The sequence below is a fragment of the Streptomyces djakartensis genome (assembly GCF_014651075.1).
GTDB lineage: Bacteria > Actinomycetota > Actinomycetes > Streptomycetales > Streptomycetaceae > Streptomyces > Streptomyces djakartensis.
In genome coordinates this window covers 379,805-398,150 of the sequence record NZ_BMWE01000001.1, presented here as the reverse complement: position 1 = coordinate 398,150, position 18,346 = coordinate 379,805, and the positions used below count along the sequence as shown (strand labels likewise).

At 72.1% G+C, this 18,346-nt stretch carries 14 protein-coding genes and 1 riboswitch; of the genes, 6 read left to right on the top strand and 8 right to left on the bottom strand.

Annotated elements, in window-relative coordinates; all coding sequences use genetic code 11:
- Nucleotides 1-123 precede the first annotated feature (123 nt).
- Both IE212_RS01795 and IE212_RS01790 read left to right on the top strand, forming a co-directional pair.
- Nucleotides 124-1,416 carry an ATP-binding protein gene (locus tag IE212_RS01795; RefSeq protein WP_190195871.1) on the top strand — a complete coding sequence of 431 codons (1,293 nt, stop codon included), beginning with the start codon at nucleotides 124-126 and terminating at the stop codon, nucleotides 1,414-1,416.
- The gene (locus tag IE212_RS01790) at nucleotides 1,413-2,156 is read left to right on the top strand and encodes a LuxR C-terminal-related transcriptional regulator (RefSeq protein WP_190195870.1); all 744 of its coding nucleotides are present in this window, start codon (nucleotides 1,413-1,415) and stop codon (nucleotides 2,154-2,156) included. The genes IE212_RS01795 and IE212_RS01790 overlap by 4 nt, the downstream gene beginning before the upstream one ends.
- 31 nt (nucleotides 2,157-2,187) lie before the next feature.
- Here IE212_RS01790 and IE212_RS01785 read toward each other — a convergent pair whose 3' ends face one another.
- Complete coding sequence (locus IE212_RS01785) at nucleotides 2,188-2,745, bottom strand: GNAT family N-acetyltransferase (protein ID WP_190195869.1); 558 nt, start codon at nucleotides 2,743-2,745, stop codon at nucleotides 2,188-2,190.
- 212 nt (nucleotides 2,746-2,957) lie between these two features.
- On the bottom strand, nucleotides 2,958-4,022 hold the full coding sequence (locus tag IE212_RS01780) for a C40 family peptidase (RefSeq protein WP_190195868.1): 1,065 nt from the start codon (nucleotides 4,020-4,022) through the stop codon (nucleotides 2,958-2,960).
- 424 nt (nucleotides 4,023-4,446) lie between these two features.
- Here IE212_RS01780 and IE212_RS01775 point away from each other — a divergent pair, with 424 nt between their 5' ends.
- Nucleotides 4,447-4,800 (top strand): hypothetical protein, encoded by a 354-nt coding sequence (locus IE212_RS01775; protein ID WP_190195867.1) that lies wholly within the window; start codon nucleotides 4,447-4,449, stop codon nucleotides 4,798-4,800.
- Here the strand turns inward: IE212_RS01775 and IE212_RS01770 are convergent.
- Nucleotides 4,778-5,791, bottom strand: coding sequence for an SLAC1 family transporter (locus tag IE212_RS01770; RefSeq protein ID WP_190195866.1), 1,014 nt, complete (start codon nucleotides 5,789-5,791; stop codon nucleotides 4,778-4,780). The genes IE212_RS01775 and IE212_RS01770 overlap by 23 nt on opposite strands.
- A gap of 115 nt (nucleotides 5,792-5,906) precedes the next feature.
- On the bottom strand, nucleotides 5,907-7,094 hold the full coding sequence (locus tag IE212_RS01765) for a C40 family peptidase (protein WP_190195865.1): 1,188 nt from the start codon (nucleotides 7,092-7,094) through the stop codon (nucleotides 5,907-5,909).
- A gap of 8 nt (nucleotides 7,095-7,102) precedes the next feature.
- A riboswitch (cyclic di-AMP (ydaO/yuaA leader) is annotated at nucleotides 7,103-7,274 on the bottom strand.
- Nucleotides 7,275-7,564: 290 nt separating this feature from the next.
- On the opposite strand from IE212_RS01765, the gene pcrA reads away from it, so the two are divergent.
- The gene (pcrA, locus tag IE212_RS01760) at nucleotides 7,565-10,069 is read left to right on the top strand and encodes a DNA helicase PcrA (protein WP_190195864.1); all 2,505 of its coding nucleotides are present in this window, start codon (nucleotides 7,565-7,567) and stop codon (nucleotides 10,067-10,069) included.
- A gap of 49 nt (nucleotides 10,070-10,118) precedes the next feature.
- On the opposite strand, the gene IE212_RS01755 is transcribed toward pcrA, so the two are convergent.
- Both IE212_RS01755 and IE212_RS01750 read right to left on the bottom strand, forming a co-directional pair.
- Nucleotides 10,119-11,654: a M23 family metallopeptidase gene (locus tag IE212_RS01755; RefSeq protein WP_229863983.1), complete on the bottom strand. Its 1,536-nt coding sequence runs from the start codon at nucleotides 11,652-11,654 to the stop codon at nucleotides 10,119-10,121.
- Between the two features lie 255 nt (nucleotides 11,655-11,909).
- Nucleotides 11,910-12,773 (bottom strand): esterase/lipase family protein, encoded by an 864-nt coding sequence (locus tag IE212_RS01750; RefSeq protein ID WP_190195862.1) that lies wholly within the window; start codon nucleotides 12,771-12,773, stop codon nucleotides 11,910-11,912.
- 587 nt (nucleotides 12,774-13,360) lie between these two features.
- On the opposite strand from IE212_RS01750, the gene icmB reads away from it, so the two are divergent.
- Nucleotides 13,361-13,777 (top strand): coenzyme B12-dependent isobutyryl CoA mutase small subunit, encoded by a 417-nt coding sequence (gene icmB, locus IE212_RS01745; protein WP_190196157.1) that lies wholly within the window; start codon nucleotides 13,361-13,363, stop codon nucleotides 13,775-13,777.
- A gap of 140 nt (nucleotides 13,778-13,917) precedes the next feature.
- Here icmB and IE212_RS01740 read toward each other — a convergent pair whose 3' ends face one another.
- Nucleotides 13,918-15,540: a DUF5691 domain-containing protein gene (locus IE212_RS01740; protein ID WP_190195861.1), complete on the bottom strand. Its 1,623-nt coding sequence runs from the start codon at nucleotides 15,538-15,540 to the stop codon at nucleotides 13,918-13,920.
- A 130-nt stretch (nucleotides 15,541-15,670) separates the two neighbouring features.
- Entirely contained in the window at nucleotides 15,671-17,026 is a 1,356-nt protein-coding gene (locus IE212_RS01735) for an SWIM zinc finger family protein (protein WP_190195860.1), read from the bottom strand.
- A gap of 145 nt (nucleotides 17,027-17,171) precedes the next feature.
- Here IE212_RS01735 and IE212_RS01730 point away from each other — a divergent pair, with 145 nt between their 5' ends.
- Entirely contained in the window at nucleotides 17,172-18,302 is a 1,131-nt protein-coding gene (locus IE212_RS01730) for an ATP-binding protein (protein WP_190195859.1), read from the top strand.
- Nucleotides 18,303-18,346: the final 44 nt, after the last annotated feature.

Here is an 18,346-nt window from a genome sequence, read left to right as displayed (position 1 = left end):
ACCCTGATATCGGCCCTGAGGGAGGGCGCGGGAAACGTTCGACGGGCGGGCCGGTGGAGATCAGGGGAGTCTCCGGGGCCGACCCTGATGCTCCCGGCTTCCGGCCGTGTGACCATCAGTGGCATGTCGGAAGCCGCAGCAGCGCCCCTCGCCGGACCGCGGCCGCCGCGCAAGCTCTACCGCAGCAGTGACGGACGCTGGCTCGGCGGGGTGGCGCGGGGGCTCGCCGGGCACCTCGGGCTGCCGGTGATCTGGGTGCGGCTCGTCTTCGTCGGCCTCTTCATGGCCGACGGCCTCGGCGCGCTGCTGTACGCCGCGTTCTGGTTCTTCGTGCCGCTCGGAGTCGGCGGGGTCGAGGCGCAGAAGCCGCCGTCGCCGGTGGCCACGGAGACCGCACCGGACGGCCGCCGCAGGCTCGTCGCCCGCAGACCCGACAGGGGCCAGATCGTGGCCCTGCTCCTCATGGTCGTCGTGGCCATGGTCTTCGTGGGCAACGTGAACCTCAGCGGCGGTGCCAGGGCGTACCTCTGGCCGGCGGTGCTCGTCGGAGCGGGTGTCGCCCTGGTCTGGCGGCAGGCGGACAACGCCCGCCGAGCCCGCTGGGTCGAGGTCGGCCGCCACCGGCGCACGGTCACGCTGCTGCGCGCCGGGGGCGGGGTGCTGCTGGTGACGGCCGGTGTCTCCGGCATCTTCGTCCTGCAGGGCTCCGCGGCCCACCTCGGCTCCGTCCTCCAGGCGGCCCTCGCGGTCCTCGTCGGCATAACGCTCCTCGCCGGGCCCTACCTCGTGCGCATGACGCAGGACCTCTCCGAGGAGCGCCTGATGCGTATCCGCGCCCAGGAGCGCGCGGAGGTCGCCGCCCATGTGCACGACTCGGTCCTGCACACCCTCACCCTGATCCAGCGCAACGCGGAGAACGCGAACGAGGTGCGCCGTCTCGCCCGCGCCCAGGAGCGCGACCTGCGCACCTGGCTGTACAAACCCGAGGGCACCGGCAAGGACGAGGCCGACGAGCCCAGCACGCTCGCCGAGGCGGTGCGGCGCAACGCGGCCGAGGTGGAGGACAAGCACGGCGTGCCCATCGAGGTCGTGGTCGTCGGCGACTGCCCGCTCGACGAGGGGATCGGCGCACAGATGCAAGCCGCGCGGGAAGCCATGGTGAACGCCGCCAAGTACGGTGGCGAGGGCGGCGCCGTGCAGGTCTACGCCGAGGTCGAGGGGAAGACGGTCTTCGTGTCCGTCCGGGACCGCGGCCCCGGATTCGACCTCGACTCGATACCCGCCGACCGGATGGGTGTCAGAGAATCGATCATCGGCCGCATGGAGCGCAACGGAGGCACGGCGCGGCTGCGCGCGGTGCCGGACGGCGGCACGGAGGTCGAGCTGGAGATGGAGAGGGCGGAGAAGACGTCATGAGCGAGCCGACCGAGGCGAACGGTACGGCGGGACCGGCGGAGGCGACCGGACCCGCGGAGTCGGGCGGCGGCACCGGAGGGCGTCGTGTGCGTGTGGTCCTCGTGGACGATCACCGCATGTTCCGCACGGGCGTCCAGGCCGAGATCGGGCAGACCGAGCAGACCGGTGTGGAGGTCGTCGGCGAGGCCGCCGACGTCGACCAGGCGGTCACGGTCATCACCGCCACCCGGCCCGAGGTGGTCCTCCTCGACGTGCATCTGCCCGGCGGCGGCGGAGTCGAAGTACTGCGCCGCTGCGCCGCGTTGATGGCCGACACCGAGCGGCCGGTCCGTTTCCTCGCCCTGTCCGTGTCGGACGCGGCGGAGGACGTGATCGGCGTGATCCGCGGCGGAGCCCGTGGATACGTCACCAAGACGATCACCGGCACGGACCTCGTCGACTCCGTCTTCCGGGTCCAGGAGGGCGACGCGGTCTTCTCCCCGCGACTGGCCGGGTTCGTCCTCGACGCCTTCGCCTCCACGGACGCGCCGCCGGTCGACGAGGACCTGGACCGCCTGACCCAGCGCGAGCGCGAGGTACTGCGGCTCATCGCCCGGGGCTATGCGTACAAGGAGATCGCCAAGCAGCTGTTCATCTCCGTCAAGACGGTCGAGTCGCACGTCTCCGCCGTTCTGCGCAAGCTCCAGCTCTCCAACCGGCACGAGCTGACGCGCTGGGCGACGGCTCGCCGCCTGGTGTGACCCCGCTGGCCGTCGGCGGGTCTGATTGGTCCTAGCCGTCCCGTTGGTTCGCGTGTTCGTGCCGGGCCATGTAGATCCAGTCGAAGCCGTCGTAGCCCTCGGTGTCGAGATGCTGTGCTCGGCTGAGCCCGGCGCGTATCGCCACGCGCTGAGAGGCGACGTTGGCCGGTCGCACGCGGGCGATCAGCGGAAGGCCGGGTTGGTGATGGGACGCCCAGGTGACGACCGCGGCTGCGGCTTCACCGGCGAAGCCTTGGCCCCAGGCCGAGGTGGCGAATCGGTAGAAGAGGTTCAGGACGGGGGCCTCGTGCAGTTCCATGGGCTTGACTCCGCAGAATCCGAGCTGCTGAGCGGAACCGTGGTGCCGGACAACCCAGTATCCGTAGCCGTACCGTTGCCACTGGTCGTCCCAACGCCGGTAGAGCGCCTCCGCTTCCTCTGACCGGGCGAGCGCGTCGGACGGGTTGTGGGTACACGTCCCAGGGTCGCTGTGGACGGCGAAGATCGCGTCGACATCGGCTGCCGTTGGGCGGCTCAGCAGCAGTCGGGCGGTCCGCAGCTCAACGGCTGCCGGCCTCCGGTCACTCATGTCAGACCTCTTCATGCGGGCTCGAGCAGTGCCGCTTCCTGTGCCTGCCGGAGGAGTTCAGGCGGGGCGTCTTCGACGGCATCAGGGTTCTGAGATTTCCGGCACCGGCCACGGGCCGCAGACCGACCATGCGGAGGAGGTCAACCGGAGGATGCTGGACTTCATGGCCGCCGTCGACTGACAGTGCCCCACCGGCTGCCGCCGGACAGTTCTCACACCACCCGCGTCGCGCCCACGAACGGCATCTCGTCGAGCGGAGCGACCCGTACGGGGGCGGAGGGGTTCGGGGCGTGGATCATCCGGCCGTTGCCCACGTAGATGCCGACGTGGCTGATGCCGGCGTAGAAGAACACCAGGTCGCCGGGGAGGAGTTCGGAGCGGGATACACGGCGGCCGGCGTCGATCTGGGAGTAGGTCGTGCGGGGCACCGAGACGCCCGCGGAGCGGTAGGCGGCCTGGACGAGGCCGGAGCAGTCGAAGGCGTCCGGACCGGTCGCACCCCATACATAGGGGCTGCCGAGCTTCTGGTAGGCGTAGGCCACCACGGCGGCCGCCCGGGAGTTGGGCGCCTGCGAGCCGACGGACCCGGGGCCGGCCAAGCCGTCACGCGCAGCCGCCGAGCGTGAGGCGCGGTCCGTGCCCGGAGCTTCGCCGAAGGCGGCACGTTCCTGCACGGTGAGCCGGGAGAGCAGCCGGCGTGCGGAGCCCAGCTTGCCGGTGATCGTCTTCTTGTGCCGCCGCAGCTCCGTCTGCCGCGATGTCAGGGAGGTCAGCTCGATGTGCGCGGCGCCGCGCAGCCGCTCGATCTCCCGGAGCTGCTTGCGTACGCCCGCGACGGCGGCCTGCTGCCGATTGCCGGTCCGCTCGAGGAACTCGGCGTTCTGCAGGTAGCGGTCGGGGTCGTCGGACAGGGCGAGCTGCAGCGCGGGGTCGATGCCGCCGCCGCGGTACTGTGCGGCGGCGACGGAACCCAGGGCGTCGCGGGCCGTGTTGAGCCGTTCCTCCTTACGGGCCGCCCGGTCCTGCAGGTCCTTCAGGCGTTCCCGGGCTGCCTCGGCCTTCTCCTTCGCGCCGTTGTACTTCTCGGTGGCGGCTTCCGCCTCTTGGTACAGCTCGTCCACCTTGGCCTTGACCTGGCCGGGGGTGAGCTGTGGGTCCGCGTGTCCGGTGCCGTCGAAGCCCGTCGCTGTCGCCGCGCCGGCGAGGGCGATCGTGGCGGCCGTACGGGCCGTGTTGCCGCTCGCGGAACGCCGGCGGGGCTTGCGGTGCGCTGCCACCTAGGAGCCACGTCCTTTCCTCGACCGCCGGGGTGGGTGCGCGGGGCCGCCCGGGGAGCGGACAGGCGGCCTGCGCGTCCGGCGGCGGCCCGCACAGGGGAACGGGGCCGCCGCCGGACCTTTTCGGCGGTGGTGCCCGACTGCCGCCCCTGGCCCGGGCGGCGGTGGGGAGCCGGTCACCTGGAGGAGGACGCTAAACCTCGCCGCGGCGGGGCGGCGGCGGGTGCGCGGAACTGTCCCGAGAGGACCGGCCGTGACCGTATGTGGCCGCGACCTCGCCCCGGCGTCGTCGTCTTGACTCAGCGTGATGACCGATGCGCCGAATCAGGCACGGACGAGGGCAGCCGGATGCTATAGGGCGCATATATGCATGAGGTGGGCCGGTGTCGGGCGGCTCCTGAACCCCTGATTAGGCTCCGGCCTCATGGACGTACTCATCCACCTCTTCGTCGGCCTCCACATCATCGGCATCGCGTCGCTCCTCGGCGGTTTCCTCACCCAGATGAAGGCGATGGGCGAGGGCACCGCCCGGTACACCCCCGCGATGCTGCACGGCGCGCTGACGATGCTGGTCACCGGTGTGATCCTGGTCGGCCTCAACCAGGCCGACGACCAGTCCGTGAACAACATGAAGATCGGCGTGAAGCTGGCCCTGCTGATCGTGATCCTCGGCCTGGTCTACGTGAAACGGGACGAGGAGAAGGTGGACAAGGGCCTCTTCGGCCTGGTCGGGGCGCTGACCACGGCCAACGTCTTCATCGCCGTGCTCTGGACCTGACCGGCCCGGACCGGGCGCCCGCCCGGCCGGCGGCCACCGTCCGGGCGGCGGCACACAGCCACGCCGCCACCGCGACCCACAGCAACGCCTCGCCGAGGCCGTCGAGCCACCCGGCGTCCAGAGCGGCCGCCACGGCCAGTGCCGCCACCCCCGAGGCGGCCCAGGTGAAGACGGTGGCCCAGCGGCGGATGTCGTTGCGGGGCCGGGGCCACGTGAACTCGGCGGCGAGCAGGACGGTGTAGCAGGCCAGCGCGAGAACGAGCAGCGTGACGGTCGCGGTGCGCAGGACGCCGCGGTCGTCGTCGTTCCACAGGTACAGACGCGCGCTGTCGGCGATGAGCAGCTGCGCACCGGCCAGCGCCGAGAGGGCGAGCGCCCCGCCCGCGAGCCAGTGGTCGCCGAGCCCCTCGGCCACCTGCCGCACATCGAAACGGGCCAGGGCCAGGGCGTACAGCACGAGCCCCAGCCAGAACAGCACCAGAGCCGCGTGCGCCAGCCAGGCCGCCGACTCGGCCGCGGCGAGAGCGGCGCCGAGCACGGCGAGCCCCTGCGTGGCGACACAGCGCGCGAACACCGCCCCGGGCCCGCGCCGCTCTTGGCCCTGCGGGGGCAGGGCCAGCGGTACCGGCCAGAGCAGTACCGCCATGACCAGCAGCGCCGCGGCCAGGGGCGGCGAGCCGGCCGACGAGAAGCCGGTGCCCACGACGGCCGTCGCGGCGACGGTGGTGAGAGCGGCCGTCGCCATGCTGTCGAGGACCGACGGCATCCGCACATGGATCCGCCACCGCGCCCCGGCCCGCAGCAGCCGCAGGGTGAAGTCCGCGGCGAGCATCAGCCAGGCCGCGCAGGCCAGGCCCAGGAAGACACGGGAGAGGACCTCGTACCCCGCGAGATCCAGACCGACCGGCAGTGTGGCGGTCGCCAGCACGGCGGCACCGGCCGCCGGCGCACGCTGTTCCCACCAGGCGGCGGCGGACGAGGGGGCGGGCATGGTGCCGATGCTAGGAGGCACCGCGCGCGTTCCGGGCGGGGCACGCGCGCGGTGCACCGGAAAAACGCGCGAGCGCCGCTACGCGCGCGTGCGCCTCACCCGGGGACGGGACCTCTCAGGCCGGCCGCACCACGCTGTGGATCGACGACTCGCCGTCGTAGTAGATCGACTCCTCGCGCACGTAGGTGCCGGGCTTCGGCGCGTGGATCATCATGCCGTTGCCGATGTAGATGCCCACGTGGGTGACATCGTCGTAGAAGAAGACCAGGTCACCGGGCTGAGCCTGGGAGAGCGGGACCGTGGTGCCGGCGTTGACCTGGTCGTAGGTCGTGCGCGGCAGGGTGACGCCCGCGGCCTTCCAGGCGGCCTGAGTGAGGCCGGAGCAGTCGTAGGAGCCCGGGCCGACGGCGCCCCACACGTACGGCTTGCCGATCTGGGCCCGGGCGAAGGCGAGCGCCTTGTCGGCCTTGGTGGCGTACGAGGAGTCGGCCGGGGCCGGGGCCGGTGACGAGGCGGACGAGCCCGAGGACGAGGAAGAGCTCTCCTGCTGCTGGGCGGCCGCGTCCTGCGCCTGCTGCTGCTCGGCCTGCTGCTGCTCGGCCTGCTGCCGGGCCAGCTCGGCGGCCTTGCGGGCCGCCTCCTCCTGCTTCTCCTTCTCGATCGCCGCGAGCCGCGCCTTCTCCTCGGCGGTCAGCTTCGACAGCAACTCGCGCGCGTCGGCGAGCTTCCGCTGGACGGTCGCCTTGGCCGTCTTCAGGTCGCTCTGCGACTCGGTGAGCGTCTCGAGGCTCTCGGTGGCCTCCTGACGCTTCTCCATCGTCTCGGACTGCTGCGTGACGTAGTCGTCGACGGCGACCTTCTGACGGCCGGTCATCCGGTCCATCAGCTGGGTCTGGTCGAAGTAGTCCTGCGGCGTGTCCGCGAGCAGGAAGGTCGCGGTGTCCGGGGCGGAGGCGCCGGTGCGGTACTGGGCGGCGGCGAAGGAACCCAGCTCCTCCCGCGCCTCGTTGAGCTTCTGGGTGCGCTGTGCGACGTCGTCGAGGAGGGTGTCGACGCGCTTGCGCTGCTTCGCGGTCTTCTCCTTGGCCGCGTTGTACTTGTCGGTCGCCGACTCGGCCTGGCGGTACAGGTCGCCGACCTTCTTCTCGACTTCCTCGAGGCTGGGCTTGCCGTCGGCCTCGGGGGCGGCGTTGGCCGACTGGGACAGCAGTGCCACGGAGGTGAGGGCCGCCGTTGCCAGGGCGGGGGTCCGTATGCCTGCCACGCGCGAACCCGTAGGACGCGACTTGCGGTGCGACGCCAAGGGAGGCGACTCCTTCCATGTTCCGCCTACCGGGTTAGCTGTCGGGTTCGGGCGGGTGGTTCGGAAGGGTTGCCCTACGGCCGCCTCCGGAAGGGAGTCGGGCCGATTCACCCCAAGTTCTCGGTTGGGTCCCCGGCTCCGGCTGCCGCTGCGGCACGCCGGACTCGGCGGAGGCCGCGCGGCCCGGCGAGGTTCGCCGGTGGGGGTCGTGCGGCCTGCCCGCACGGTAGCCAACTCGTGTGGCCCCTGTGAAGGTTGATGGGTGAAATGCCCGATACATTTCCGTGACCTCTAGCGGAAAAGTCGCCGAGAGTGATCAATCGCAGGGCACTGGTCACGAATCGCCCATGTTTGTGACGGTCGTCGCGGGGTGTGATCACGCGGTTCTGCGGGGTGACGATTGGGGATCTTCCGGTGATTCCTCAGGGGGGCGGCGGGCTGTCAGTGGGGCGCCCTAGACTCGGAGAGCGATGAGCAGCCTCTTTGACGACAACTTCCTGGCGAGCCTCCAGGCCCAGCGGGGTCCCGCGGACGAGCCCCCGCCGCCGCCCGAGGACGATCACGCTCCGGAGCCGATCCCGGACGACCTGTTCGGCGGGAAGTTCGACATGCCGCCGGACCGGGACACCCACTACCGGGACGGCGCCCCGCGCCCCGCGGTGGACACCGCCGCCCTCCTGGAGGGGCTCAACGACAACCAGCGCGCCGCCGTCGTCCACTCCGGCTCCCCGCTGCTCATCGTGGCCGGCGCCGGCTCCGGCAAGACCCGTGTACTCACCCACCGCATCGCCCACCTGCTCGCCGAGCGGGACGTGCACCCGGGCCAGATCCTCGCGATCACCTTCACCAACAAGGCCGCGGGCGAGATGAAGGAGCGCGTCGAGCAGCTCGTCGGCCCGCGCGCGAACGCGATGTGGGTGATGACCTTCCACAGCGCGTGCGTGCGCATCCTGCGCCGGGAGAGCAAGAAGCTCGGCTTCACGTCGTCCTTCTCCATCTACGACGCGGCCGACTCCAAGCGCCTGATGGCCCTGGTCTGCCGCGACCTGGACCTCGACCCCAAGCGCTTCCCGCCCAAGTCGTTCAGCGCCAAGATCAGCAACCTGAAGAACGAGCTGATCGACGAGGAGGACTTCGCCGCCCAGGCCACCGACGGTTTCGAGAAGACCCTCGCCCAGGCCTACGCGATGTACCAGTCGCGCCTGCGCGAGGCGAACGCCCTCGACTTCGACGACCTGATCATGACGACGGTCAACCTGCTGCGCGCCTTCCCGGACGTCGCCGAGCACTACCGCCGCCGCTTCCGCCATGTGCTGGTGGACGAGTACCAGGACACCAACCACGCGCAGTACGCCCTCGTCCGCGAGCTCGTCGGCACCTCCGAGCACCCGGTCGACGTCCCGCCCGGCCCGGACGACGTGCCGCCCGCCGAGCTGTGCGTGGTGGGCGACGCCGACCAGTCGATCTACGCCTTCCGCGGCGCGACCATCCGCAACATCCTCCAGTTCGAGGAGGACTACCCGGACGCGACGACGATCCTGCTCGAGCAGAACTACCGCTCCACGCAGACCATCCTGAGCGCGGCCAACGCGGTCATCGAGCGCAACGAGTCCCGCCGCCCCAAGAACCTGTGGACCAACGCGGGCACGGGCGCGCAGATCACCGGGTACGTCGCCGACACCGAGCACGACGAGGCGCAGTTCGTCGCCGACGAGATAGACCGCCTGACCGACGCGGGCGAGGCGAAGGCCGGCGATGTCGCCGTCTTCTACCGCACCAACGCCCAGTCCCGTGTCTTCGAAGAGGTCTTCATCCGCGTCGGCCTGCCCTACAAGGTCGTCGGCGGTGTCCGCTTCTACGAGCGCAAGGAGGTCCGGGACGTCCTGGCCTACCTGCGCGTGCTCGCCAACCCCGAGGACTCGGTGCCGCTGCGCCGGATCCTCAACGTCCCCAAGCGGGGTATCGGCGACCGCGCCGAGGCGATGATCGACGCCCTCGCCCAGCGCGAGAAGATCAGCTTCCCGCAGGCCCTGAAGCGCGTCGACGAGGCGTACGGCATGGCCGCGCGCTCCACCAACGCCGTCAAGCGGTTCAACACGCTGATGGAGGAGCTCCGTACCATCGTCGAGTCCGGCGCCGGACCGGCCACGGTGCTCGAGGCCGTCCTGGAACGCACCGGGTACCTCGCCGAGCTGCAGGCCTCCACCGACCCGCAGGACGAGACCCGGATCGAGAACCTCCAGGAGCTCGCCGCCGTCGCCATGGAGTTCGAGCAGGAGCGCGGCGAGGCCGCGGAGACACCAGGGGCTGCCGCCCCGGGGGGCACCCTGGCCGACTTCCTCGAGCAGGTCGCGCTGGTCGCCGACTCCGACCAGATCCCCGACGAGGAGGACGGCGACGGCGTCATCACGCTGATGACCCTGCACACCGCAAAGGGCCTGGAGTTCCCCGTCGTCTTCCTGACCGGCATGGAGGACGGCGTCTTCCCGCACATGCGCGCCCTCGGCCAGACCAAGGAGCTGGAGGAGGAACGGCGCCTGGCGTACGTCGGCATCACACGCGCGCGGGAACGGCTGTACCTGACGCGGTCGACGATGCGCAGCGCATGGGGCCAGCCCTCGTACAACCCGCCCTCCCGGTTCCTGGAGGAGATCCCGCCGGCCCACCTGGAGTGGAAGCGGACGGGAGCGACCGCGCCCGCGTCCTCCGGGCCGGTCTCGGCGGTGGCGGCTTCGCTGTCGTCGTCCCGCTCGCGTTCGTCGGCCTCGGGCGCGTCCGGGTTCGCCACGCGCCGGACGTCCGAGAAGCCGGTCGTGGCACTGGCGGTCGGTGACCGGGTCACACACGACCAGTTCGGGCTCGGGACCGTCGTCGCGGTCAAGGGCACGGGTGCCAACGCCGAGGCGACGATCGACTTCGGGGACACCAAGCCGAAGCGGCTGCTGCTGCGCTACGCGCCGGTGGAGAAGCTCTAGCCGGGAGGACGGCCGGCCCCCCGCTCGCGCGAGCGGGGGCGCCGTGGCGTTACCTCGGGTCGATGCCGTGGCTGAGCAGCCACGGGAGCGGGTCGATCGGCGAGCCGCCGGCCGGGCGTACCTCGAAGTGCAGATGAGGGCCGGTCGAGTTGCCGGAGTTTCCGGAGCGCGCGATCGGATCGCCGGCCTTCACGGTCGTACCGGAGGGGACCGTGTAGGTGGAGAGGTGGCAGTACCACGTCTCCGTGCCGTCCTTCGCGGTCAGGATCAGCATGTTGCCGTACGCGCTGTTCCACTGGGTACGGACGGTGCCGTCGGTCGCGGCCATCACGCTCGTGCCGTACGACACGGGGAAGTCGATGCCGGTGTGCAGCGACATCCAGTTGATACCGGACTGGCCGTACTGCGCGCTGAGTCCGTGGCGGGCGACCGGCAGGGCGAACTTCGGACGCAGCCGCTCCTTGCGGGCCGCCTCCTCCGCCGCGCGCTTCCGCTCGGCCGCCTGCTGGGCCTTGAGGTCGATGCGCTCCTGCGTTCGGCTGGCCCGGTCCGCGAAGTCGTCGGCACTCGCGGAGAGGCTCTGCAGCTGGGTGTCGAGCTTGTTGTTGGCGGCGGCCGGTTTGACCGGCTGGGCGTCCGCCGCGGTCGTCTGCGCCTCGGCGGCGCTGTCCTCGGTGAGGCTGCCGACGGAGGCGGCGGCGATTCCCGCGACGCCCATCACGCACGCGGAGGGCACCGCGATGGTCATCAGCGCCGAGCGCTTGGGGGGCGTGCGGCGACGGGAACGGGACGCGGCGCGCGAGGCCGCCCGGGTGGGCGTGGCCGAGGCGGTTTCCTCCTGGCCGTCCAGGAGCGGGGCGGCGGTGGCCGGTTCGCCGGTCGTGGCCGGCTCTCCGTCCTCCGTGCCGGGCTCGTGGTAAACCGCCCCGGTGGATTCGTCGAACGCGACCTGCTCGAACGTCGCCGTCTCGTGCTGGTCGAAGGTTTCAGCGTGCTGCTCGTACGCCTCGGGAGCCGGTGCCGCGGCGCCGTCGACGTTCCACTGGGTGGCGTCGTAGGTGCCGGTGTCGAAGGTCTGCGTGCCCCATTCCCACTGCTGGGTCCGGTCGGCCGGATCGGCCGACCGGTCGGGCTGGTGCCAGGCGCCGGTGTCCCACTGCCCGGTCGAGTCCGGGGAGGTGGCCTGCGGCGGGATGACCGGGAGGGGCTGCCCGGTCGTCCAGCTCGTCGTGTCGTACACGCCGGTGTCGTAGGCGGCGTGGTGCTGGGCCGCGTACGCGTCGTAGTGCGGGTTCTCGTGGGTGCCGGTGGGCCAGTGGCCGGTGTCGTACGTGCCTGTGTCGTGGCCGCTGCCCGGCATATCACCGAAGAGGGGGTCGGCGGCGAAGGTGGCGGTGGCGTGACTGGTGGGGCCAAAACCGGCGCCGTCGGTGCCGGTGGTGTCAAAACCAGTGGCGGCGTAGTCGCCGTACGTGGTGAGGTCGCCGTACTGGGCTTCCTGGGTGCCGTACGGCGCATAGTGCGCCGAGTCGGCGTCGGAAGCCGAAGCCGGGGGCAGGGTCCCCGACGGGTGACGGTCGTTCACCAACTTCTCTTTCGCCTCGACAACAGGGGCTGCCAGAGCAGTGCGGCGACTGTACCCGGCGGTACGCGGGCGCGACAATCTTCGGCAGGTTTCGCCCACGCAGGAAACGGGCATTCGGCCGTGTTTTGGCGGACTGCGGGCGCGGGCTTGGCCTTGCGTTCGAAGTTTGTTCGAGGCTGAATGGGTCTGCGGCGCGGGGCGTCGGTTGTATGAGGAGTCGGCGGGCCGAGTCGGCGGGCCGGGGAGTGGCCGGTTTCAGGCCACGGTCAGACCGTCGGCGTGGCCGGTGGACGGTTCGCCCGGGCGGGCCGTGTCGAGGATCTGTCGTATGCCGTTGGCGACGGTGGGGTGTACGGGCAGGGCGAGATGGCCGATGCCGGTCACGTGCACGTTCTGGGCCGTCAGATCGGGATGGTCGATGCGGGCCGTCTCCACCGGATCCATCACGGTGTCCAGGTCGCTCCAGAAGCCCACGAAGTGCGTGCGGCAGCCCGGCGCCGGCCGGGTGAGCTCCTCGAGCACCGGTGAGCCGGGGCGCATCTGGCGCACGATGGGGTGCGCGTCGGCCAGGGGCGCCACTCGGGTTCCGGAGTGCGGCGTGCCGAGTGTCACCAGCGTCCGGACGCGGGCGTCTCCGCCGAGCCGCTGCACGTAGTAACGCGCTATCAGGCCACCGAGGCTGTGTCCCACGACGTCCACCCGCTCGGCGCCGGTGCGTTCGCAGACCTCCTCGATGTGCCGGCCGAACAGCTCGGCCGCCACGCGTATGTCGCGGGTCAGAGGCGAGTAGTTGAGGGACTCGATCTGCTGCCTGCCGTGCTGGGCGAGGCTGCGGCGCAGCAGGACGAAGACCGAGCGGTTGTCGATGAAGCCGTGCAGCAGGACGACCGGGGGCTTGGCCTCGCTGGGCAGTTGAGCGGCGCCGTCCGCGGGCAGGGCCGGGGCGGGGGCCCGTCGTTCCTGGGCGATGCCGGAGGGATAGAGGAGGAGATGCCCGGCCAGGATCGCGATCTCCAGGGCGGTGGCCTTCAGCAGCGCCACGGAGAGTCCCGCCAGCCGGCTGGGCAGCAGGCGCCGGCAGTACGGAAGAAAGGGCAGAGCGACCCCGGTGACCTTCATGGCCGACCTCCTGTCGGCACGCGGGAGGACGGTCGCCCCCCGTGTGCCCTCGTGGAAAGCAGCTGCGAAGACGGCCGGCGAGGAACGCGCGAGCCGCGTGAGCCGAGGGGACGGGGCGCGGCGTGGGGCGGGTGTGACGCCAGTGATGCGACGGGGTCCCCTGTCGCAGCGACCGAGCTCCCCGCTGGTGCGCCGTGCCTGCCCTGCGTGCTGTGCGTGCCCTGCGTGTCCCGCGTGCCCTCGCCGAAGAGCCGCGCCGCCGGTGTGCTTGACGGGTGAAGCGGCGGTACGGCGACCTCGTCGCGGCTCCCCTTGCGCTTGGTTCCGCCGCGGCCCGAGTGCCGCGCGAGAGTGCGGCGCTCAGGCCGCGAGAGCTCGGAACGGTGCGCGGCGAACGTGTCCCACCGTGTGATTTCCCCCTCGCTCCACGCTGCGAAACTGCCGGGTACGGGATGCTGGAGATAACGTTCGTTCACTTGCCCGGACGGTTTGTGGCGCCGTGTCCGTGCGGTGCGGCGTGTACGGCGCGCGCGATGTGTGCGGTACTTGTCGATACGGATGGATGTAGTCGCTTCATGGAGGCAGTGATGGGTGTGGCAGCCGGTCCGATCCGCGTGGTGGTGGCCAAGCCGGGGCTCGACGGTCACGATCGCGGGGCCAAGGTGATCGCGCGGGCCCTGCGCGACGCCGGTATGGAGGTCATCTACACCGGACTCCACCAGACTCCCGAACAGATCGTCGACACCGCGCTTCAGGAGGACGCCGACGCGATCGGGCTGTCCATCCTCTCCGGCGCGCACAACACGCTCTTCGCGGCGGTGATCGACCTGCTCAGGGAGCGTGACGCGGAGGACATCCTGGTCTTCGGCGGCGGAATCATCCCCGAGGCGGACATCCCCCTGCTGAAGGAGAAGGGCGTCGCGGAGATCTTCACGCCCGGCGCGACGACGGCGTCGATCGTGGACTGGGTCCGAGCGAACGCACGCCAGCCGGCTCAGGCATAGGCATAGGCATAGGCCTGGGTGCGGGCGCGGGCGCGGGCGCGCCGTGACCTTCGTCGCCGCCGGAGGGCGGCCGGCGTGAGCCCGGGACCTCGCCGCGTCCCTCACCACGGTGCGGACGTCGGTCGAGGCACCGGCCGGGACTACGGCGCTCCCAGCTCCTCGGCCATCGCCGCGCGCAGGCGCAGCGTCGTGGCCAGGCGCTGGAAGGACTCCGCCCAGTAGCCGCCGGCGCCGGGCGACGCGCTCTCCGGTTCGTCCGGTACGGCCAGCAGCGCGTCGAGACGGCCGGCCTCGGACGGGTCGAGGCAGCGCTCGGCCAGGCCCATGACTCCGCTGAAACTCCATGGATAACTCCCCGCGTCCCGAGCGATGTTGAGAGCGTCCACCACCGCCCGGCCGAGCGGCGCCGCCCACGGCACCGCGCACACCCCGAGCAGCTGGAATGCCTCGGACAAGCCGTGCGTCGCTATGAAACCGGCGACCCACTCGGCCCGCTCATCGGCGTGCAGTGTGCCGAGCAGCTTGGCGCGTTCGGCCAGGGACACCGCGCCCGGACCGCCCGCCTCCGGCGCCGACGGCTCTCCCAGCAGCGCCCGCGACCACTCGGCGTCCTGCTGACGCACCGCGGCCCGGCACCACGCCGCGTGCAGTTCGCCCTGCCAGCCGTCCGCCACCGGCCGCGCCACGATCTCGCGGGGCGTCCGCCCGCCCAGCCGTCGTGACCACGTCGCGAGCGGTGCCGCCTCCACCAACTGGCCGAACCACCAGGACCGCTCGCCCCGGCCCGCGGGCGCCTTCGCCACGACACCGTCGCGCTCCATGCCCGGATCGCACTCGTGCGGCGCCTCGACGGCGATGGCCGGCGTGCTCTGTGTGCGGTCGACCGCCACGCACGCCTCGGCCCTGACCGCCATCCGCCCGGCGAGCGCCGAACCGGGCAGCGCCGACAGGAGTTCCGCCGCCGTCGCCCGGACGTTGCGGCTGCGGTCGGCCAGGGCCTGTTCCAGGAACGCCTCGTCCTCCGGGCCCAGGCCCGAGCGCAGGGAGTCGAGGAACATCAGCCGGTCCTCGGCCCGTTCCGTCGCCCACGTCGTCGCCAGCAGGTCCCGTGCGGCGGACGGTTGGCGGGAGCGCAGGGCGGACAGGAGGGCGACCCGTTCGGCGAACAGGCCTTCCTGCCACAACCGCCGGACCGTGTCGTCGTCCTCGAGGTGCGGCAGGGCCGCTCCGCCGCCCGGAGCCGAGCGCAGGGCGAACCGCCAGTCGGGGTTCAGCCGCGCCAGCCACAGCGCCCGTGGCCCAGCGAACTCCAGCACCGGCGGGCGCAGGTCGGTACGGCCCCGGGCCGCGTCCAGCAGCGCGGGCAGCACCTGCGGGGGCGGCGCGAAACCCCGTGCGTTCGCCGCAGCGAGCCACTGCGGCAGCAACTCCATCAGGTCGGGCGCGGCCCCGCGGCGTCCGCCCCCGGACACGCCGGGACGGTCGGCCAGCAGCATCGCCAGTCTGCGGGCGGCCGCCGGCGGCAGCGGTGGACGGGGGTCCTCCGGGGCCGGTCGCGGACGCTCCGCCGCCCGCGCCGGGCGCAGGCCGGCCCGTCGTCGTACGGTCTCCACGGCCGCCGCGTCCAGCAGGGCCACCGGCGCCTCGGGCCCCGGTCCGGCGCCCGGCGTGCTGCGCCGGTCCGTGCCCAGCAGCGCCGTGGTGACCAGTCCCTCCCAGGCGCCCGCGGCGGGCGCGCCTACAGGAGCGGAAGTCCTGTTCATGCGGGTCCTTTCCGTGGGACGCCCGTGGGTGGTTGAAGACTCACCCTGATCGGTTGTCCCGTGTTGCCTGAAGAATGCGCGGATTCGTGAGCAGGGTGAGCCGGGCCGAAGACGCGGGAGCGCCGTCGCCTCAGCACAACGCCACCGCCTCGCCCGGGCCGTCGGGCCAGGCCGTCAGCGGGCTGAAACCCTGGTGGCCGCATTCGCCGAAGACTCTGACCGGGGCGCCGCCCGACAGGGCGACGAGCCTCCACAGGCCGGGCCGGGAGCGCGCGGCGGGAGTGAGCGGCAAGGCCGCGTCCTCGTCGGCGTCCGCCAGTTGCCACGAGTCGCGGTCGGGGGTGGGGATGACCCGGTCCAGCGTCACCGGGACGGACTCCAGCCACGGATCGTCGCGCAGGGCGTCGCCGTAACGAGCCGCCGCCCGGGACGTCGTCACCCCCTGCGGACGGATCCGCGCCGGCGCGGGCGGGGCGAACCGTTCGCCCAGGGCCACCCGCGGCTGCCCCGCGCCCGGATAGGAGCACACCTCGGCCTCCAGGGTCAGCCCCACCGGCAGCGCCGGCTCCGGGGCGCGGCCGGCCACACCGTAGGAGAGGAGCAGCACCGTGCGCCGTGTGCCGGCGCCGTACAGCCAGATCCGGCGGGTCGTCAGGCGCGCGTCCGCCGTGTCGTACTGGGCGAGCACCAGCCAGCGGTCCCGGACCGGCGGCCCGTCCGCGGAGGCCGGCAGACCGATCCGCGAACGGACCGTGGCGGCGAGCCCGGCCGGCAGCCGCTCGCGGCGCAGCCAGCCCTGGCCGAGCAGATGCAGCAACGCGCACTCCTCCAGCAGCCGCACCGGCCAGCCCGGCCCCGTGGACGGGATGACCCCCAACTCCCGGACCCGGCCGGCAAGACCCTGCGCCTGGGCGTCGACCATCCGGGCAGCCGTCTCCTCCCAGAGGCCGTAGCCGGACTGCTCCGCCGTCGCCAGACCGCCGCGCACCAGGTCGGCCAGGCGCTGCTCCAGCTCCACCGCACCCGCCGTGACCCGCTCGGCCCGGCGCTCCGCCCGGCGCCGCGCCGCCTCCGGATCAGCGGACCCGGACGGCGACCCCGGGCTGCCCCCGGCCCTCTTCACCCCGGCGCGCTCGCGCCGGCCCGCTGTCCACTGCGCGGCCCACTCCGGTGCCTTGCCCTCCGGCACCGCCCCGCCGCCGCCCGCCCAGAGCAGCAGCAGCCCGAGAGCGTGCTTGCACGGGAACTTGCGGCTCGGACAACTGCACTTGTACGCGGGCCCGGAGGCGTCCGCGATGTCGACGACCGTCTGATACGGCTTGCTTCCGCTGCCCTTGCACAGCCCCCACACCGTCCCCTCGTCGGAACTGCCCGCCTCGGTCCACGGCCCCGCCGTGCCGAGTTTGCTGCCCGCTTTGCGTGATGCGGCGTCAGGCGCCAGTGCCAGCACCTGGTCCGTGGTCCAGCGCACCCCCTGCTGAGTCATGCCACCGAAGGTAGATCCCGCCACTGACAATCGGGTCCGCGAACGGTCTCGGCGGGGCGTTTGCGCAGGTCGGAACGCATTGTCAGTGGCGTGGTGCAACGTGGACGCCAGATCCGAACCGGCCGAGCTGGAGGGGGACTTTGCCATGACTGTGTCCGTTGAGCCGACATCCGCCGAAGCGGAGGAGACGGAGCCGGCCCAGGCGTTGCGACCGCACGCCGAGGACGCCTTCGCCCACGAACTCGCAGCGCTGGCCGCGCAGGACGACCGTCCGCGCCCGGCCCGCTGGAAGCTGTCGCCGTGGGCCGTCGCGACATACCTGCTCGGTGGCACACTGCCGGACGGCACGGTGATCACACCGAAGTACGTGGGCCCGCGCCGCATCGTCGAGGTAGCCGTCACCACGCTCGCCACCGACCGCGCCCTGCTCCTGCTCGGCGTCCCGGGCACGGCGAAGACCTGGGTGTCCGAGCACCTGGCCGCGGCGGTCAGCGGCGACTCCACGCTGCTCGTGCAGGGCACCGCCGGCACCCCGGAGGAGGCCATCCGCTACGGCTGGAACTACGCGCAGCTGCTCGCCCACGGCCCGAGCCGTGACGCCCTCGTGCCCAGCCCGGTCATGCGGGCCATGGCCGAGGGAATGACGGCCCGCGTCGAGGAGCTGACCCGCATTCCGGCCGACGTGCAGGACACGCTCATCACGGTCCTTTCCGAGAAGACGCTGCCGATACCGGAGCTGGGCCAGGAGGTCCAGGCGGTCCGCGGCTTCAACCTGATCGCCACGGCCAACGACCGGGACCGCGGGGTCAACGAGCTGTCCAGCGCCCTGCGCCGCCGTTTCAACACGGTCGTGCTGCCGCTGCCCGAGAGCCCGGAGGCCGAGGTCGACATCGTCTCGCGCCGCGTCGACCAGATCGGCCGCTCCCTCGACCTGCCGGCCGCGCCCGACGGCCTGGACGAGATCCGCCGTGTCGTCACGGTCTTCCGCGAGCTGCGCGACGGGGTCACGGCCGACGGGCGCACGAAGCTCAAGTCACCCAGCGGCACGCTGTCCACGGCCGAGGCGATCTCCGTTGTCACCAACGGACTCGCCCTGGCGGCCCACTTCGGCGACGGCGTGCTGCGGCCGGGAGACGTCGCCGCGGGCATCCTCGGCGCGGTGGTCCGCGATCCGGCGGCGGACCGTGTCATCTGGCAGGAGTACCTGGAGACGGTCGTCCGTGAGCGGGACGGCTGGAAGGACTTCTACCGGGCCTGCCGGGAGGTGAGCGTGTGAGCGATACGCGGCCGGAGGCCTTGGAGGGCGGGGGGACGGTTGCT